Raw genomic sequence first — 17,834 nt, 5'->3', positions numbered from 1 at the left:
CGGCGCGGACATTGGTAAATCCTGTTTCCAGAGCATTTCCGTAAGAAAAACTCAGTCAGAGATTACTTTTAACTTTTGACTTGCGCGTAGCAATATTTTCTGTCTTTCCTATCAATTAATGCTACTAAGTTATCAACATAACGTTCTGCTGTCATTGGCATTACTTCAATACCATGCAGCACTTTTTGATTCAAGATAAAATATACTAAAGAACCAACAAATATTCTCGCTGTTGCTTCTGGATCTTCTAGGTTTAATTCTGGATTTTCTTGCAAATATTTTGTGACAATTTCTACTGCTGGTTTAGCTACTTGATTTAAAAATAATTTGGATAAATCTGGATAGTTTCCTGACTCGGCAATAATTAATCTGACAAATTCTAAATATTCTGAATCGTTAATATTTTCTGTAAGTATTCGATCTGCTAAATTCCGTAATACTTGTTTCGGTTCTCCCTCTAGTGGTTGTGAACAAACAAAGTTATATTTCTTAGTAGCCATCCGCTTGACTAATGCAGTAAATAATCCTTCTTTGTCTGTGAAATGACTGTATAGTGTCTGTTTGGATACCCCTGCTGCTTTAGCTACTTTATCCATACTCGTACAGGCATAACCATTCTTCAGAAATTCCGGTATTGCACCTCTGAGTATTTGTTCTGCTTTATCTACAGCACTCCGCTGAAGTTTTTCTTCTCTCTTAATTTTGGCCATTAGCTTTTCTCCTGAAAATTTTTTCCTCTGCTCTTTTGACATTATCAAAATTTTTGCTACAATAAATATATTCAAACTGAACGGTCTAGTTTAAACAGGAATTTGGTAGTTATGAGTATAATTTGTCTATCTATTATGGCAAGCACAATTCTCTTATCTGACGAAATTATCAACGGTAGACTAAAAGTATCGAAGCGACTATTCAAGTGGATAGAAAAAAGAAGCGATCGCGTCAGCGGAACGGAGTTTTATCGCTCCGAAAAAGAAGGTCATACTACTGCTGAGTAAAAATATAGCAGTATGAAATAATTTACGAAAAAAACTGTAGGGGTTTGGAGACCAAACCCCCTTTCAATTATCAGTTATCAAGATAGGAAAAATTCTGTATGTTTAAAAACTCTTCAATAATTAGTAAATCTCCTGAAATTATGGGAGGAACCCCAGTTTTTGCTAGTACAAGAGTGCCAATAGAAACACTTTTTGACTATTTAAAAGCAGGAGAAACTATTGATGATTTTCTTGATGGCTTTCCTAGCGTTACTAAAGAAAAAGTGATTGAATTATTAGAAGAAATAGAAACACAAATTATTCGTGTAGTAGCATATAATGAAGATTCTTTTAAAGGAATATAAATTAGCCATTGGTATTTTTATATAGTTTAATTCTAGAAACTTTCCTTTTTGTTGAAATTTTTACTTATTTGTTCTAAAGGAGGTGTAAAAACCTCTACTTTATGTTCTTTAATAGTTTCAGTAAAAATAAGTTCTGAACATTGGGAACGTAAAGATTTCCATAACATTGTTTCTTCGTAATGTTCAAATTCTGCTGGAATATAATCTAAAAGAGTTTTAGAACAAACAACAATTAATCTTTCTTGAACTCTGGAAAAAGCTACATTTGAGCGATTAAGATTCAGGATAAATTCAACATTTTTACTAATAGCAGACGGGTCGCTTGCTGTAGCAGAAACAATTATATTTGGACGTTCACCACCTTGGAATTTTTCTACAGTATCTATCACATCAATAGCATTTTCATAATAATCTGCTAACTCTGTTTTAAGTAAAGTTCTTTGGGCACGATGTGGGGTAACAATTCCTATGCTTCCATCAGGAATTTCTCCACCTGCATCAATAATTTGTTTAATTATTTCTACCTCTAATTGATTGCTACGTCTTGACTTACGTTCAGAATGAAGAACAAGATAAAGACCTCTATTTCCTAGCAAAAGTTTTTCCCAAGTTCCATTTATTTCCTTTTCTTCTATATTTTTATCTTTTTCTTTGCCTTGTAATTGAATATTATCTAGCTTGCTATAAAGACGTGCAATAAGTTCGCAAATATCTGGTGGTAAACGAAATGTAAAAGTTAAAGCAGAACATAATATTTTTCGATCCGAAATTTCATTATCTGAGTTTTCTTTTAAGTTTTGAATAGCCTGATATGCACTAACGTAAGGTTGGTAAGATACTACAGGAGGACGGTCTTCGTTTTCCCAATCATGGGTAATAATAGGAGTAAGTTGTCGATGGTCTCCAGCTAACATTATTTCACCATCATTTTTGACTAATGTTGCTAATGCTAAAAAGTGAGGAAATACCATCATACTTGCTTCATCAACAATAAGAGTTGTTGTTTGAAAACCTTGGGGATAATCTTTTAAAAAATTATTTCGTTGATTCAATTCATTAACCATCTTTAAAATTGCATTGGTTGTTCCTCCAATTACTAAAACTGTCTTTTTGCGCATTTTATTAACATTATTGACACAAGGTTTAGAAGAGAAAGAATTAACATTTGTATTTTGAAAATCCTCTTTATTTTTAGGATCGACTCTGCTCAGTTGAATTGATGATAAGTTTAAGTTTAGATTAGTAGCGTGTTGATTCAAAATAGGTAAAAGGCGATCTAGACGTAAGAGTAATTCATCTACAGCTTTATGAGTATGGGCAGTAATAAGAACAATATCCCCAGGAGAACTTCGTGCCAAAATTCTTAAAAAAGTAGCGATCGCTGTTGTTTCTGTTTTACCTGTACCTGGTGGGCCTTGCAAAAGTTGAATCCTAGTTTTTAATCCATTTATTATTGCTTCTATTTGCTTATCATCGAGCTTTTTATTATTTGCTAATGGTAAAGAGTTAAGAAAATTTTGATATTTTTCTAAATCATTATCATTTTTTGAAGGAGAACTTTGTCGTGGAATTTGAGGATTTTCTGGAGCTAACCATCGACAAACATGATTTCCTTGAGTATTCTGTAATTTTTCATCGACTTTTCCAGCTATAAAATCTGAGGGACTTTCATCAATAGTGGCAGTTGAAAAAATTTGTTCTTGATTTCTATTACTATAAGAATTACTGAATAACTTATACCGATCGGACTGGCTAAAAATTGGAGATAGTTCTATATATTTAGTTTCCCAATTTATTTCATTTACTATGCAGGTACTTCCACCACGCAAAAGTTGATTAATTGTTTGACCTTGATGCGGATTTTCAGCACAGGGACTAAGCCTAACAAAAGAACCTTCTTCAATTGTACAATTAGCTTGTAAAAGTTCATAAGTAATATTGTATCCATCAAGATTAATTTCTGCTGTTAGTTTATTATTACCATTAGCTACTATATTTTTAACAGGTATTGTTCGCCCTGAAGAAATACGATAAATGGGTGGAACTAAATTATTAGCAATCCAATCTGTTACTTTAACGTGCTGGTCTAAACGGAGAAAATCTATTCCTGCCTGAGCAGCATTATCTACACCTAAATTAAAATCTGGTAAATTAGCAATAGTTAAAGGTTCTTTTATTATCTCAGAATTTTTAAATCTAATTCCCTCTTCAACCCACCTAATAGCATGAGTACGAGCGCGAAAATATTCTTTTAAATAATTTGGTGTTTGTGCTTGATTATAATTTTCAATAGATTTTTTTAATTTGGCTTTAAGGTTTGGGTCATTAGGGTTAGGAAGTTTTCTCCAATAAGCACGCCAATATGCTGCACTGAAAGAATTAAAATATCTTAGTCTCACTTCAAACTGATGTTTACGAATATTGTTAGTATTTGATTTTGAAGTAGCCCATTTATTATTACTTTCTATCTCTAAATTAGTTTTAAAGTCAAATATATCTTGAGAAAAAGCTCTATCTAAATTAACAATTTTTCCGTTAATCTTTCGTCGCCAATGATAACGTCTGCCAAACCATTTAAGAGAAGTTACAACTACTAAATCTCTACCCGTCCATCCCAAAGCATAACGGCGATCTACTTCATCATCAAGACAAGAATAAATTAGCTGTTCTAAAGTTTCTCGACAACCAAGTAACTCCCGTAAATGACTCAGAAGTTGAGAACTAACGCGAGAACAACCTTCAACTAATTGGGTCATTTCTTGACGTGACCAAACATAAAAATGAATGGGAGCTTGTTCTGTTTCTGCAACTTCGGCAATAGTATCTACTAATTCTAATAAAAATCCTTGTATTAACTCTTTTTCTGAACCATTGTCTTTCTTATATTCTCCCATCCATGCCGATGTTTTGAACTTAATTACATCTTTCCCTTCAAGTTATTTTGATGGGTAAACAGTTTTATTGTTGTCATTTTTTCCTACTTCTATATACTCCTTAATTTCCGGGTCTGGTTGCCATTTACCTTCTTCATTTTGTAGATATTTTGGGTCTAATTTTCCCTGACTTTTAGTAACATGAGCTGCTAGGGCACCTATTCTATTTTCGACATAATCATATTCAACGGTAAGATATACTCGAATCAGATGTTCTCCATTAATAATATGTTCAGGAAGTTGACTTTGAAATGAATATTGTTGTAGTTCTTTTACTTCATAAGTATCTGGATTAGAATCTCCGTCAGGAAGAGTCCGTTTACGAGTTTTTGCTTTTAGTTGAAGAAGTTCTAAATTCTCTGTAAAACTTATATCTTTTTGAATTTCAGCAGCTTGACTTCCTTCTAAATCTAGTTCAGATAAATCATCAAGATTCTTGACGCCTACCTTATGCAATATCCTGACAATTGATGAGTCTATTCCTAACAATTCTAAACGTTTTTCTCTAGCACTTTCAGCTAAACAATGAACACTTAACAGACAATCACTGCATTTTTGGTCTAGCTGATAATCTAAATCAGATAAGTCTGTTTCAACTATCCGCTTTAATACGCCATCAGAAGCTACAAGACGATTAATATCAGCTTCTATTATATCTAGATTTAAGGCTGGAGACTTGATAATATCCTGACTTTTATTAGTATTTTCATCAATCCGAACTACAACACATTCTATGTTTTCTGGTTTTAGTTTTCTCCCACAAATATTGATTGAATTCTTTCCTATTAATTTACATACTAACATCTGATATAAAGCAACCTGTACTTGATGATAAGTCCGGTCTTTTCGAGATGCTTTACCTTCAACTAATCGTAATTTTAGTTCATCATTTTCCCAGAGCAAAACTACAAAGTCAATTTGTCCAGAAATATTAAATTCTCCCAGAGTTCCTTCTATCGAAATTTCTCGTCCATAAGCTTCTTGTTTTTCTGGCAAATTTTGTAGTTTTTCAACAAAGTCATTCCATTCAGTTGCTTTATTTTCTTCGTCAGACTCTTTTCTCATTTTAGTTAAGTCAAAAAAGCCATCTTTTTGCAGCGAAGTTTCCCATTCATTTTCTCTTCTTCGACCTTCTTCTTTTAGCACTGGATCTAAAGAAGTAGCAAAAATTAAGTTAGAAAAAGGAATATCTTTTTTAGCAAGTTCATAATTGTTATATTTTAACTTAAATCGGCGATCGCATGATTGATAACGAATATATTCAGCAATATCGGTAGCTCGAACTGATAGTTTTTTTGTTGACATTATTGTAATTTACTATTTAATTGAATATTTTAATTTTCAGCCTAATGCAATACGCCTACGATAATAAATTATAACTCAATTTATAGCAACTCGTTCTTATTATGACTATAACTATCAATATATATTTAATTTTATACCTGATAAACCACAGACTTTTCACTGCATATTTTCACAAATCCTCTACTATTCATTACCCGTTCAAATAATTCCGTAGATAAACTATTTTCCACAGACCAAACACCGGGTTTCTTCAATTTTCCAGATAAAATTAATTCCGCAATACCATCAGCACCAATACCCGTAAGAGTTGGAGTATCTTTATGTATAATTTACGATAAGAAATTATAACTCAATTTATACTAACTCGTTATTATATCACTATAAATATCAACCTATGTTTAATTTTCTAGCTGATAAACCACAGAGCGATCGCCATAATTTTTCACAAATCCTCTACTATTCATTACCAATTCAAATAATTCCGTAGACAAACTATTTTCCACAGACCAAACACCGGGTTTATGCAATTTTCCAGACAAAATTAATTCAGCAATACTACCCGCACCAATACCTGTAACAGTTGCAGTATCCTGATGTATAATTGACGAGCAAAAATCAACTTTTTTCCCTGACTTTTTACCAATAACTTTTGCTTTAATTGCCACACCAATACCACTATATTTATCTGTAACTTGAGTCATTTTATAACTAACTTGAGACAAAAATTCTATTACCCCTGAATTCTTTAACCAACTAACAGGAAATAAATGAGAAGTCATCCAAGTCAAATGATTATAAAAATCGGGAAAAGAACCGAACTTTGTAGTTACAATTTTCACAGGAAAAGAAGTAGGTAAAGTAAAAGACTCTGGCATATCAAACCAGTAAACACCTATTTTTCCGTAGGGAGATGGAAAGTCAATAACTTGGCGATCGCTATAAGGTTTAATAGATTGCCATTTACCATTTATCCAGGCATCAAAATTATTTTGTAAACCTAAAAAAGTCGTCCGCATAACTGTTACTCCCGCTCCACCGGAACCACCTACTACATAACTTAAATGTATTTCTTCTGGTTCATCAAATTGTTCTACAGATTGACGAGCTAAACTATTAGAAATACCTGGAAAAATTCCTGTATTAATAATTGCCGTAACTCCAGCTTTTTTCGCAGTTTCATAAAATTCTAAAGCTTTACGAGTAAATCCTCGATAGTCACTAACATCAACATAATTAATACCAGCTTCGATGCAATTTTTGAGAACATTACCATCGCGATGATGAAACGGACCGGCACAGTGAATAACTAAATTTCCAGAAGATTTACTGTAGAAATGAATAATATTTTTGACTCTTTCTTTGTTTGCTAAATCTAGAGCTAAATATTTAACTCCAGAAATAGGAATTTCTTTAATATTTGCTTCTGGTTTACGTCCGGTAATAGTAATTTCTGAGTTGGTATAAGCTGCTAAGTCTCTAGCAACACTACTGCCAATTCTGCCGTATCCACCTATAATTAAAATTTGGTTGGTCATCTTTAGTTAATTGATGTTTAATGGAATAAAAAGTATCCAAATTTTTGAGCAATCTAACTAATTAGCTAAATTTATTTTTGAATAGTAATTCTGTGAAATTATCTTCTTCAGCTTCTGGTTTGAGATATAAGGAACAAACTCGCTCGACATCATCTTGAGAAACTTGACTTTTCTCACACCAAAGCTCAAGACAAATATTGCTTAGAGCTTCTATTTCATTGTAATTAACATTAGACATCTCCGGAAAAGAGGCAACAGGGAACAGGGAACAGGGAACAGGAAGAAAGAATAGATAATTTCTGGATGAGAATTGATTTGATTTTTAATTTTCGGAGATGTCTATTAGCTGTTAGGGTACTTTCTTCACAAGCAATTTTATTTAAGACTTTAACAATTTCAGGCTCAGTTAATTTATTAGTATTAGGATTGTAAAAAATACCATGATATTTGTTTTGATGAAACAGTAGCATATAAAGTAAAGGTTCTTTATCTGAAGATAATTTACTAGTAATTGAATCATGTGCAAAAATTTTGGCATAATCTCGATTTTGTTGCAGTTTTGCAGTATGTTGATAATAAGGAGAAATTTCTAAATTTTCCAGAGCATTCAAATCGTAAGCATTCAGCCGTCAGCTATCAGCTAGCCTCTTGCCTCCTGCGGAGGAGCTGCGCTAACAGAGGAGCTGCCTCTTGCACAGGACAGGAGCTTCGCTAACGCTAACGCTAACAGCTAGAAGGAGGAATTAGTCTCCAAGAAGAATAAAAAGTCCGACACGAAAAAGGTCATCAGCTAAACTTAGTAAGTTATTACTTTACTTTTTTTTGGCGCAGCATGACCCAGGAAAAGCTGAGAGCTGACTGCTAGTAGCTGAATGCTTACTTCAAATCTCTTTCTCCAAATTAAATTGTGACTTGAGATGCCATTTATGAAAAGTTTATTTCTTGGATTTTCTTTGTGGTTAAAATTGGAATTTTCATATTTTTTATAGAAGTACATTTTTGGTTGAGAACAATAAATTTTGTTTTCTTTGTCTACCCTAGATGATTAAATAGCTTTCACAGAGATTAATAATAACTCTCTAACATACCCTACACGAATCCATTTTAATTATCAAAAACAAATGTTGTAATATTTTGGTAATTTTGAATATAATCAAAATTGACTTAAATTTAATAAATATAATTCTAAAAGTTAATTATCTTTCATGTATTTGGTAGAGCAATTGGTATTTTTGTTGTTGGTATCTCTGCCTACTGGGGAGGATTAGATTTTATGCAGTTAAATAAAACTAATCAACAACTTGCAGATTCTGCTTTTAAATTACCAGATAGAGAATTTCAGTATTTATTGAGTAGAGAAAATACTCACTGGATTAATGTTGGTTTTGAAGGAACTTGGATATTGATAGGAATCGGAATTATTTTTCTGAGTAATCAAAATCCAAGATAAGTAAATTTAAAACTAGCAATTGTTCTTGATTGAGTTAATCTGATAAAAAGCCAACTTGAGCGAAGCAAGTTGGCGTACTCCACCCAAGTATTATAGTAATCGAAGCAAAAGTTAGAACATTACTAAATGTTGAGGCTCAGTCATATATTACTTTTGCCTTTTGACTCTCTTGCAAAGTTGCTCCACTTGGGGAGACCCCAAGACCGCACTTTGCGCTTTTCAGATTTATAAACCACATCATCAAAACCAAAACCTTCTAGAGACCTTGCATGAAAGGTCTCTACAGTGGTCTACCCAAATCAAAACTGCTGTAAAGATAATTATCAAATTATCATACAACTCATAGGTTAAAAACCTGTTTAACCAAATTTATTTTTGAACTTGAACTACCTGAAGACTACCACCAGCGTATAAAAGGGGTTTAGGTGAGTCAGTATTAACTAAATCGAACCCTACTTCTTGTAATAAATCCAATATATTTGTATTGATAAAATTCCAGGAAGTTTCTGTTTCAAATAACCAGAAAAATATTGCTAATCCTGGCAAAAATAGAGGATTAGTCGGACTATGAAAATCAACAAAAGTAAAAATTCCGCCTGGCTTGAGAATTCGGTAAACTTCTTGAATAATTTGCTTTAATTGTTCAGAATTCATTTCATGTAAAGCAGCACTGGTATGTACTAAATCAAATTGATTATTTGAGAATGGCATATCCTCAGCAAATCCCTCTACATATTTAGCCGATGGTACATTTTTCTTGGCTCTATTAATTGATAGTGGAGAAGCATCTAATCCTGTAACATTTTGGGAGTATTTAACCAGAAAATTAGTTGTTTGACCACTACCACAACAAAGGTCAAGCACCTGAGTATTTTGGTTAATAGTTAACCCCTGTAAAGCTAGTTGGCGAAAGCGAGTTTCTCCTCCAACACTCAGGGATGCTAAACGGGAAATACCGTCATACAACCATTGATATCTATAACTCCAGTCTCTTAAAATTGTTGCCATTGGATTTAAAAGTCAAAAGTCAAAGGTCAAAAGTCAAAAGCATATAAATTTAATTTATACTTAAACAGTTAAACCAAATAGATTTGGCCTGGCAGTTGACTCTACATTTCTCAGCAAATATAATTAACAAAATATAAATATGTTAAATTTAGTAACAAATATTAAAATGGGAGCCTTATTAACACTATGAGTCGTGTTGGAGTATTATTACTTAATTTAGGTGGGCCAGAACAACTAGAAGATGTGCGCCCCTTTCTCTTCAATTTATTTTCAGACCCAGAAATTATTCGTCTCCCCTTTCCTTGGCTACAGAAACCATTGGCATGGTTCATTTCCACTATGCGTTTTAAAAAGTCTCAGGAAAATTATAAGGAAATTGGTGGTGGGTCTCCATTAAGATCGATTACAGAACAGCAAGCTCTGGCTATTCAACAAAAATTAGAAGAAAAAGGATTAGCGACTCAAACTTATATAGGAATGCGTTACTGGCATCCTTTTACAGAAGAAGCTCTTGCTAGAATTAAGCGCGACCAAGTAGAAAAGTTAGTAATCCTGCCACTTTATCCTCAATATTCTATCAGTACGAGTGGTTCAAGTTTTAGATTACTTGATAAACTTTGGCAAAAAGACCCAGAAATACAGAAAACTGAATACACCGTTATTCCTTCTTGGTATCAACGACCAGGATATATCCAGGCAATGGCAGAATTAATCGCTCAAGAATTAGACCATTGTCCAAATTCAGAACAAGTACATATATTTTTCAGTGCTCATGGTGTACCTGTTAGCTACGTTGAAGAAGCAGGAGACCCTTATCAGGCAGAAATTGAAGATTGTGTAAATAGAATTATAAAATTTCTGAACCGTCCAAATTCTCATACTCTTGCCTATCAGAGTAGAGTTGGCCCGGTGGAATGGTTGAAACCTTACACCGAAGATGCTATTCAAGAATTAGCAGATAGTGGAGTTAAAGATTTATTGGTAGTTCCCATAAGCTTTGTTTCTGAGCATATTGAGACTCTGCAAGAAATTGATATGGAATATCGCGAGGTGGCAGAAGAAGCTGGAATTAGTAATTTTTACCGAGTACCTGCTCTGAATACTCACCCAGTATTTATCAATGATTTAGCAGATTTAGTTGTGGAAGCTTTAGATGCTCCAAGTCGTGATTTTTCTGATGCTATCCAAATGAAAAAAATTATCAAAATGTATCCTCAAGAAAGATGGCAGTGGGGGTTAACTACCACGGCAGAAGTCTGGAATGGACGATTAGCAATGCTTGGCTTTATAGCTTTGTTGTTAGAATTGATTACTGGTCATGGCCCTTTACACTTAGCTGGTTTACTCTAAATATAGGGGTGTTTGGCATCTGACGATGCCCCTCCCTTCTAATTAATCTTAATCGGAATTACTGCTATAAGTTGGTAAGCTAATATTAGCACCTCATTTTCTCTTTCCTAGATATAGCAGTCGAAGCAAAGGGTGCGGAGATTTATAAATGCTCAAACTCATTCAGGGATTAATTTTGACTTTTGATTTTTGAGTTGCGCGTAGCGCTATACCATTGGTACCAATCTTGATAACTACGAATAGCTAGCCATAACAATATTAAAGCAATTAATCCTCCCTGTTGCGGTGCATCGAAGGCAAAAATCACGAGACAAATACAGAGAATATCTTGAGATAAGAGCATCCAAACAGGCAAACCACGCCACCGAAAAAACCACCCAACTTGAACCAGTTGCAGCACCAAGGCAAGTAAACCTCCCACAACTCCAATAAGCATAATTAACCAACCCTCCAAATGAGTAGCTTCAGCGATCGCCATACTCATAATTGTTCCTACTATTGGACTAAGTAGAAGTTGAACTAAATTAAGAATGCGTTGACCTAAGAGATGTTTTGAGGCAAAGATTTCAAATAAAGACCAACTGACTAAAATTCCCACCACTATTTGGGGGGATATCTTAGAGAGCAGAGGAACTTTTGCCCATAGGTCGTTTTGCAATAAACCTATTAGCAGTAGGGGTAGTGCTATTCTAATACCTGCTGCGGCTGATGCAGACAAGGCGCCGAGGACTTCTACCATAAACGACAAAACAGAGTATTACTACTATTACTATCTATTTTAGTGTTTAGTTGCTGATGTCCGGGAGGAATATCTAGACTCAGATATTTGACGCCCTTTCAAGTAATATTTGACGATAATAATAGTTAGCTAAATTAAAAATATTTTCCGACAAAAAAGCCTTGTGGTGACAAGCTGACCACAAATAATGTGATTTTTTGATAATATGACGTTCAACTAGCTTCATAACTTAATTGTAGCTGATAACGACTCAATGGAGCAACAACTGAGAAAACTTACTCCTAGATAGTTTAATAGCTATATTTATGAGTAAGTTTGATAAACTTTAGACAAGTTTTCGCTTTCTGTATTTACCCCTTATTACTTCTGACTTCTGACTTCTGACTTCTGACTTATTAGGACTCCCGATATACTGAGCAGCGCTAAAGCGCAACTACGAGCTACTGTTATAAGTGTTTCACCGAAGATAATATTATTACTTAAGAGTATCAATTAAAATTGAATGCCCATTATTTTTAGTAATTGGTATAAGTTGTTCTTTATTTTTCTTAATCATTACAGTGAATCAAGAGATTTATGATCTAAATACCAACATAATTTTCTTTAGAAAAATAGGTATTTATGTCAGATTCTTTATTTGATGATGCTAGTCGTAGGTTAGAAAGAGCTTTAAAATATGTCTCTCTTTCTGAAGATACAAAAGAACGCCTCAAATATCCTAAAGCTACTTTAATAGTTTCAATTCCTGTTCGTATGGATGATGGTTCATTACGAGTTTTTCAAGGTTATCGAGTTCGTTATGATGATACAAGAGGACCGACAAAAGGTGGCATTCGTTATCATCCTAATGTGTCTATTGATGAGGTTAAATCTTTAGCTTTTTGGATGACTTTTAAATGTGCTGTTGTCAGTTTGCCTTTTGGGGGTGCGAAAGGTGGCATTACTGTTAATCCTAAAGAATTATCTCGGATGGAATTAGAACGTTTGAGTCGGGGATATATCGACGCGATCGCCGATTTTATCGGTCCTGATGTAGATATTCCCGCACCTGATATGTACACTAACCCTATGATTATGGGTTGGATGATGGATCAATACAGTATTATTAGAAGACAATTGAGTCCGGCGGTTATTACGGGTAAACCTGTTACTATTGGTGGTAGTTTGGGGAGAAGTACAGCAACGGCAATGGGTGCTTTTTTTGCTATTGAAACTATCATACCAAAGTTTAAATATATCCAAGAAAAAACTACGGTTGCAGTGCAAGGTTTTGGTAATGTTGGAGCGGTTTTAGCGGAGTTACTTTGCCAAGGTGGTTATAAGGTGGTTGCTGTTAGTGATTCTCAGGGGGGTATTTATTCTCCACAGGGTTTAGACATTCCGAGTATCCGTCAATATAAGGAGTCTAATAAGGGTATTCAAGCTGTTTATTGTCAGGGTACTGTTTGTAATATTGTTGAGCATAAAGTTTTGAGTAATGAAGAACTTTTAGCTTTAGATGTTGATATTTTAATTCCTGCTGCTTTGGAGAATCAAATTACTGAGGAAAATGTTAAAGATATTAAGGCAAAATTTATCTTTGAAGCTGCTAATGGTCCGACTACTTCTGCTGCAGATATAGTTTTAGAAGAGCGAGGAATTCATGTATTTCCTGATATTTTGATTAATGCTGGTGGTGTGACAGTAAGTTATTTTGAGTGGGTACAAAATCGGAGTGGTTTGTATTGGACTTTGGATGAGGTTAATCAACGATTAAAAGAAAAAATAGTGGCAGAAACAGAGAAGATTTGGGAAATATCTCAGGAGTTATCTATTTCTATGCGAACTGCTGCTTATGTACATGGTTTAAATAGATTGGGAGAGGCAATTAATGCTAAGGGAACTAGAGATTTTTATGTCAAAAGTTAGTTCATCAGTTATCAGATAAAAGTCAACAGTTGCTTGGGCGTGCCGCGTGTAATATTATGTCTGGTTAATTAGCGATCAAAAAATTTCTCCTCCTAATACCTTCTTTCTCACTCCTGACTCCTACCTAATTATTTATCAGTGTTCATCTGGACATGATATAATTGATGGGTTAAGTCGATCGGGACTTACGCCAAGGTACTATATATAGAGTGTAAAAACTATAACGTTATAGTTTTTGACGCTATATATATGGTCTATGCGTAAGTCCTATTAATTGACAGCACTTTTCAGACAGATGACTTCACGTCATCATCAAAATCTTGAAAAAGATTTGGCAATGATTGAAAATAGAACCTTTTTTATACAGTCTTATCAGAAACTGGGTTGATAAGAGTATAGATGTTAGTATGGTGGATTTAATAAACCCGGTTTCTCTGCTTTTTCGATGCTACCGGATTTGAGATAACAGGCAAGATGTCTGTGTTACATTTGATAGTGCGAAAGTAAATAAAAATAATGGCTTATAGTGATTTTAAGTTAGGGGATTTAATCAAAAATTTTGGCTTAAAAATTAATGAAACTTCGGAAATGTTTGCGGATGTTCCTGAAGTCGAATGTAGTGAAATTTTAACTATTATTCTGAAAGAAAATGTAGATTTAGCTGTTGCGATTAATACAGAGAAAGCTCGTTCTGAGATGATTATTGCACCAATATTACTGGAAATTCGACGAAAGGTTAATTACAACATTAGTCTGTTTTCTGGAATAGATTTTAATGTGGATTTTAGCCAAGGGTTAAATGGGTTTTGTGATTTTTTGATTAGTCGTTCCAAGGAACAGCTTTTTATCCACGCTCCTGTTTTAACAATTGTGGAAACTAAGAATGAAAATTTGAAATCTGGGTTAGGTCAATGTCTAGCAGAAATGGTGGCAGCACAGTTATTTAATCAGCAGGAAGGAAATCCAATTTCAACTATTTATGGTGCTGTGACTATTGGTACTATTTGGCAGTTTCTTCAACTTGATGGAGATGTTGTTTCTATTGATTTAAGAGAGTATTATATTCGGGATATTCGGAAGATTTTAGGAATTTTGATGCAGGCAGTTAATTAATATAGTAATCAGGAATCAGATGGGAGAAACTGATAGATAAATTAGTAGATATTTTAGATGGAATAACTATAGGCATCCTTAATCATTCGTGAGAATTTTACTGTTCACTTTTCCCAGTTAACTTGTTACCTAAAAATATACAATATCTTACAATTATAGAGCTTTGCCCAGGTAAGATAATGTGCAGATAATTATTTATCAATAAAATCTCAATCTTTACTAATGAGGAGGAAGAAAGTAGTAGGGCTTGATCCCGAACTTTAGATAGGGTTCAAGCCCTGCTACGAACTTTAATTATAATAATATCATGTCCGGTTGAATAGTTATAAATAAAAATGGAGGAGTAATGAGTAATGAGTTATGAGTAATGAGTTATGAGGGAAGAGGAGGGAATTTTCAGCTATAAATGAAGAGAAAGTTTTTTGCGGAGCGCTCTTATCCGGACATGATATAACTATTTAACCGAACATAATATTACAGCGGTTTTCCTGCACGGTAGACCACAGTAGGGAGGTTCCATGGAACATCCCTACAAGGTTTTGGTTATGACGATATAGTTTATAAACCTGAAAAGCGCTATAAAAGTATCCCAAGCTTTTGTCTGTATAAGTTCCATAAATAGGAATGGCATACTTTTGAAATAATGTGCTTAGGATACCTCAAAGCTAATTTCTCAGAACAAAATCTTCTGCTTCCAACAGGGGAGTATTTGTCAATGTGGCAAATTGACCTCCACTACCGAAACCTATCTCACTGCCATTCGGATTATAGAATAAATTACCATTGTTACTATTATAGGTAATTATTGCATTAGAGGTTGCTGCTTCTTGGTCACTTGTGACTACTGCATATTCCCCTACTACACTAAACCCTACTCCTGGTTCGCTGTTGATAGCAGTGAATGTTCTCAGGTCCAGAATAATTATGTCTCCCTGAGTTTGAGAAAAGTCTGTAATTTCATCTATTCCTAAATCTTCTAACTCAAATAGCTCATTCGTGTTGAAAATAAATCTGTCTATACTTCCTCCTCCTCTCAGTACATCGTTTCCTGCTCCTCCGTTGAGGCGATCGCGACCTATACCTCCTTCTAATGTATCGTCTCCTGCTCCTCCTAATAAAATATCGTTTCCTGGCCTTCCTATTAACTGGTCGTTCCCTGCTCTACCTCGCAGTAGGTCGTTTCCAAGACCGCTATTGAGTGTATCGTCTCCACGACCTCCATTGAGTGTGTCTTGGTTTCTACCTCCTGTAAGGGTTTGGTTTTCTGGTTCTGGGAACACATCTATAATGAGTGTAATTTCTTGGCCACCGGGGTCGTCATCGGTACGACTGCCGTTGACATCGAAGACTAGCTCGGCATAGTTTGTACCTGTTTCATTTGACTCTGGGGTGAATACTAGATTAGATATCTCATCTATGGGGATGATGTCGTTGATGTTAACATCTGTGCCATTGAGTTGTAGGTTTCCTGCTGGGGGTAGGTTGGTGATGGTGATAAATTCTACTGGTGATTCAAATTCACTGACACGAAGGTCTGTTTGGTTGAATGTGTAGCTGCTGTCTTCTTCTATTTCTATGGTGTTGGTGATGGCTTCAAAACTTACTTCTGGTGGTTGTGGTTCTAGGATGTTAGAGTCAGCTACGGTTTCATACAGGGCGATTTTGTCATCAGCGGCTGAAGCACTGAGAACATCCACATCACCATCACCATCCACATCTGCTGCAAATAGTGTATTGACACCATCAGCATTGGTAGAAATGGTCTGTTCTGTGAAGTTGTTGCTGCCATCATTAAGGTACAGGGCGATTTTGTCATCCGAGAAGGAAGCACTAAGAACATCCACATCCCCATCACCATCCACATCTGCTGCAAATACTGAATTGGCACCATCAGCATTGGTAGAAATAGTTTGTTCTGTGAAGTTATTGTTGCCATCATTGAGATGCAGGACGATTTTGTCGTCCCTACTTGAAGTACTGAGAACATCCACATCACCATCACCATCTACATCCGCTGCAATTACTGAATTGGCAGCATTAGTAGAAATGGTCTGTTCTGTGAAGTTATTGCTGCCATCATTGAGATGCAGGACGATTTTGTTGTCGCTAACTGAACCACTGAGAACATCCACATCACCATCACCATCCACATCTGCTGCAAATAGTGAATTGGAAGCATCAACATCAGCATTAGTAGAAATAGTCTGTTCTGTGAAGTTATTGCTACCATCATTGAGGTACAAAGCAATTTTGTCATCACCGGCTGAAGCACTGAGAACATCCACATCACCATCACCATCCACATCCGCTGCAAATACTGAATTGGCAGCATCAGCATTAGTAGAAATGGTCTGTTCTGTGAAGTTGTTGCTACCATCATTAAGGTACAAAGCAATTTTGTCGTCCAAAGCTGAAGCACTCAGAACATCAACATCCCCATCACCATCTACATCCGCTGCAAATACTGATTCGGCAAATTTAGCATTAGTAGAAATGGTCTGTTCTGTAAAGTTATTGCTGCCATCGTTGAGATACAGAGCTATTTTGTTGTCAGCGGCTGAAGCACTGATAACATCCATATCTCCATCACCATCCACATCCGCTGCAAATACTGAATTGGCACTATTAGCATTAGTAGAGATGATTTTCTCATTTGCCCCCACTGCTTTAAATTCAGGGTTAGTATTATCCGTAATTATCACAGTTGCAGTCTCATCCCCTGGAGTTGTACTTACATCATACTGTTGAGGCGCTTCTGTGGGTTCTTCTACGAGAGTGAGGGTGACTGTTTCTGCTGCATCGACCACAATATCGTCCCTGGGGACTATTTCTAGGTTGACACTGGTTTGGCCATCAGGAATCACTACGCTGCCTGTTTCTCCGTTGAATGTAACGGTAGGAGCTGTGTTATCTACGGTGTGAACCCCTTTAATGTCGTAATCAATATTTTGGGTAGCAGTACCAGAGATGGTGAAGAATACTGTAATATCTCCTGTTGTATCTGTACCTCTGTCTATAGTGAAAGTTGCTGCTACTGCACCAGCTTCATTAGGGGTTCCGGTTTGAGTGATTTTAACAGTTTCTGGCGTAGGCTCTGGTTCTGGCGTAGGCTCCGGTTCTGGCGTAGGCTCCGGTTCTAGCGTAGACTCTG

At 35.3% G+C, this 17,834-nt stretch carries 17 protein-coding genes; 6 read left to right on the top strand and 11 right to left on the bottom strand.

Annotated elements, in window-relative coordinates:
* Nucleotides 1-68 precede the first annotated feature (68 nt).
* Nucleotides 69-710: a TetR/AcrR family transcriptional regulator gene (locus ACP6PM_RS25715; protein ID WP_426589713.1), complete on the bottom strand. Its 642-nt coding sequence runs from the start codon at nucleotides 708-710 to the stop codon at nucleotides 69-71.
* A gap of 111 nt (nucleotides 711-821) precedes the next feature.
* Between ACP6PM_RS25715 and ACP6PM_RS25710 the strand changes: the two genes are divergently transcribed.
* Together ACP6PM_RS25710 and ACP6PM_RS25705 are read left to right on the top strand one after the other, a co-directional pair.
* The gene (locus ACP6PM_RS25710; RefSeq protein WP_426589711.1) at nucleotides 822-998 is read left to right on the top strand and encodes a hypothetical protein; all 177 of its coding nucleotides are present in this window, start codon (nucleotides 822-824) and stop codon (nucleotides 996-998) included.
* Between the two features lie 98 nt (nucleotides 999-1,096).
* A complete protein-coding gene (locus ACP6PM_RS25705) occupies nucleotides 1,097-1,342 on the top strand; it encodes a DUF433 domain-containing protein (RefSeq protein ID WP_426589709.1) in 246 nt (81 codons plus the stop codon).
* A 32-nt stretch (nucleotides 1,343-1,374) separates the two neighbouring features.
* Here ACP6PM_RS25705 and ACP6PM_RS25700 read toward each other — a convergent pair whose 3' ends face one another.
* The 6 genes from ACP6PM_RS25700 to ACP6PM_RS25675 all read right to left on the bottom strand — a co-directional run bounded on the left by ACP6PM_RS25700 (nucleotide 1,375) and on the right by ACP6PM_RS25675 (nucleotide 7,726).
* Nucleotides 1,375-4,236 (bottom strand): AAA domain-containing protein, encoded by a 2,862-nt coding sequence (locus ACP6PM_RS25700; RefSeq protein WP_426589707.1) that lies wholly within the window; start codon nucleotides 4,234-4,236, stop codon nucleotides 1,375-1,377.
* Nucleotides 4,237-4,278: 42 nt separating this feature from the next.
* Nucleotides 4,279-5,580: a PD-(D/E)XK nuclease family protein gene (locus ACP6PM_RS25695; RefSeq protein ID WP_426589705.1), complete on the bottom strand. Its 1,302-nt coding sequence runs from the start codon at nucleotides 5,578-5,580 to the stop codon at nucleotides 4,279-4,281.
* A 131-nt stretch (nucleotides 5,581-5,711) separates the two neighbouring features.
* On the bottom strand, nucleotides 5,712-5,834 hold the full coding sequence (locus ACP6PM_RS25690) for a hypothetical protein (protein WP_426589703.1): 123 nt from the start codon (nucleotides 5,832-5,834) through the stop codon (nucleotides 5,712-5,714).
* Nucleotides 5,835-5,978: 144 nt separating this feature from the next.
* Complete coding sequence (locus ACP6PM_RS25685; protein WP_426589701.1) at nucleotides 5,979-7,115, bottom strand: saccharopine dehydrogenase family protein; 1,137 nt, start codon at nucleotides 7,113-7,115, stop codon at nucleotides 5,979-5,981.
* Nucleotides 7,116-7,176: 61 nt separating this feature from the next.
* Nucleotides 7,177-7,353, bottom strand: a complete 177-nt coding sequence (locus ACP6PM_RS25680) for a hypothetical protein (protein ID WP_426589700.1) — start codon at nucleotides 7,351-7,353, stop codon at nucleotides 7,177-7,179.
* Nucleotides 7,346-7,726: a hypothetical protein gene (locus tag ACP6PM_RS25675; RefSeq protein WP_426589698.1), complete on the bottom strand. Its 381-nt coding sequence runs from the start codon at nucleotides 7,724-7,726 to the stop codon at nucleotides 7,346-7,348. Before ACP6PM_RS25675 ends, ACP6PM_RS25680 begins: the two co-directional genes overlap by 8 nt.
* 662 nt (nucleotides 7,727-8,388) lie before the next feature.
* On the opposite strand from ACP6PM_RS25675, the gene ACP6PM_RS25670 reads away from it, so the two are divergent.
* Complete coding sequence (locus tag ACP6PM_RS25670) at nucleotides 8,389-8,565, top strand: hypothetical protein (RefSeq protein ID WP_426589696.1); 177 nt, start codon at nucleotides 8,389-8,391, stop codon at nucleotides 8,563-8,565.
* 369 nt (nucleotides 8,566-8,934) lie between these two features.
* Here the strand turns inward: ACP6PM_RS25670 and ACP6PM_RS25665 are convergent, their stop codons facing one another.
* The gene (locus ACP6PM_RS25665; protein ID WP_426589694.1) at nucleotides 8,935-9,573 is read right to left on the bottom strand and encodes a class I SAM-dependent methyltransferase; all 639 of its coding nucleotides are present in this window, start codon (nucleotides 9,571-9,573) and stop codon (nucleotides 8,935-8,937) included.
* 186 nt (nucleotides 9,574-9,759) lie between these two features.
* Here ACP6PM_RS25665 and hemH point away from each other — a divergent pair, with 186 nt between their 5' ends.
* A complete protein-coding gene (gene hemH / locus ACP6PM_RS25660; protein WP_426589692.1) occupies nucleotides 9,760-10,923 on the top strand; it encodes a ferrochelatase in 1,164 nt (387 codons plus the stop codon).
* 169 nt (nucleotides 10,924-11,092) lie between these two features.
* Here hemH and ACP6PM_RS25655 read toward each other — a convergent pair whose 3' ends face one another.
* On the bottom strand, nucleotides 11,093-11,662 hold the full coding sequence (locus ACP6PM_RS25655; protein ID WP_426589690.1) for a DUF4126 domain-containing protein: 570 nt from the start codon (nucleotides 11,660-11,662) through the stop codon (nucleotides 11,093-11,095).
* 79 nt (nucleotides 11,663-11,741) lie between these two features.
* Complete coding sequence (locus ACP6PM_RS25650; protein ID WP_426589688.1) at nucleotides 11,742-11,888, bottom strand: hypothetical protein; 147 nt, start codon at nucleotides 11,886-11,888, stop codon at nucleotides 11,742-11,744.
* A 395-nt stretch (nucleotides 11,889-12,283) separates the two neighbouring features.
* Between ACP6PM_RS25650 and ACP6PM_RS25645 the strand changes: the two genes are divergently transcribed.
* Both ACP6PM_RS25645 and ACP6PM_RS25640 read left to right on the top strand, forming a co-directional pair.
* Complete coding sequence (locus ACP6PM_RS25645) at nucleotides 12,284-13,570, top strand: Glu/Leu/Phe/Val family dehydrogenase (protein ID WP_426589686.1); 1,287 nt, start codon at nucleotides 12,284-12,286, stop codon at nucleotides 13,568-13,570.
* A 516-nt stretch (nucleotides 13,571-14,086) separates the two neighbouring features.
* On the top strand, nucleotides 14,087-14,683 hold the full coding sequence (locus tag ACP6PM_RS25640) for a hypothetical protein (RefSeq protein WP_426589684.1): 597 nt from the start codon (nucleotides 14,087-14,089) through the stop codon (nucleotides 14,681-14,683).
* Between the two features lie 665 nt (nucleotides 14,684-15,348).
* Here ACP6PM_RS25640 and ACP6PM_RS25635 read toward each other — a convergent pair.
* Nucleotides 15,349-17,834: calcium-binding protein (locus ACP6PM_RS25635; protein WP_426589682.1), on the bottom strand; the 2,486-nt coding region annotated here is incomplete at its 5' end.

The sequence above is a fragment of the Dapis brunnea BLCC-M229 genome (assembly GCF_050015995.1).
Lineage (GTDB): Bacteria > Cyanobacteriota > Cyanobacteriia > Cyanobacteriales > Microcoleaceae > Trichodesmium.
The sequence above is the reverse complement of the archived record's forward strand: the minus strand, read 5'-3'. Positions and strand labels throughout refer to the sequence as shown.

Coding starts and splice junctions, on each gene's coding strand:
- ACP6PM_RS25665 (WP_426589694.1), bottom strand. CDS start 9,573: ATGGCAACAATTTTAAGAGACTGGAGTTATAGATATCAATGGTTGTAT.
- ACP6PM_RS25645 (WP_426589686.1), top strand. CDS start 12,284: ATGTCAGATTCTTTATTTGATGATGCTAGTCGTAGGTTAGAAAGAGCT.
- ACP6PM_RS25685 (WP_426589701.1), bottom strand. CDS start 7,115: ATGACCAACCAAATTTTAATTATAGGTGGATACGGCAGAATTGGCAGT.
- ACP6PM_RS25640 (WP_426589684.1), top strand. CDS start 14,087: ATGGCTTATAGTGATTTTAAGTTAGGGGATTTAATCAAAAATTTTGGC.
- ACP6PM_RS25710 (WP_426589711.1), top strand. CDS start 822: ATGAGTATAATTTGTCTATCTATTATGGCAAGCACAATTCTCTTATCT.
- ACP6PM_RS25680 (WP_426589700.1), bottom strand. CDS start 7,353: ATGTCTAATGTTAATTACAATGAAATAGAAGCTCTAAGCAATATTTGT.
- ACP6PM_RS25655 (WP_426589690.1), bottom strand. CDS start 11,662: ATGGTAGAAGTCCTCGGCGCCTTGTCTGCATCAGCCGCAGCAGGTATT.
- ACP6PM_RS25695 (WP_426589705.1), bottom strand. CDS start 5,580: ATGTCAACAAAAAAACTATCAGTTCGAGCTACCGATATTGCTGAATAT.
- ACP6PM_RS25705 (WP_426589709.1), top strand. CDS start 1,097: ATGTTTAAAAACTCTTCAATAATTAGTAAATCTCCTGAAATTATGGGA.
- ACP6PM_RS25650 (WP_426589688.1), bottom strand. CDS start 11,888: ATGAAGCTAGTTGAACGTCATATTATCAAAAAATCACATTATTTGTGG.
- ACP6PM_RS25715 (WP_426589713.1), bottom strand. CDS start 710: ATGGCCAAAATTAAGAGAGAAGAAAAACTTCAGCGGAGTGCTGTAGAT.
- ACP6PM_RS25700 (WP_426589707.1), bottom strand. CDS start 4,236: ATGGGAGAATATAAGAAAGACAATGGTTCAGAAAAAGAGTTAATACAA.
- hemH (WP_426589692.1), top strand. CDS start 9,760: ATGAGTCGTGTTGGAGTATTATTACTTAATTTAGGTGGGCCAGAACAA.
- ACP6PM_RS25670 (WP_426589696.1), top strand. CDS start 8,389: ATGCAGTTAAATAAAACTAATCAACAACTTGCAGATTCTGCTTTTAAA.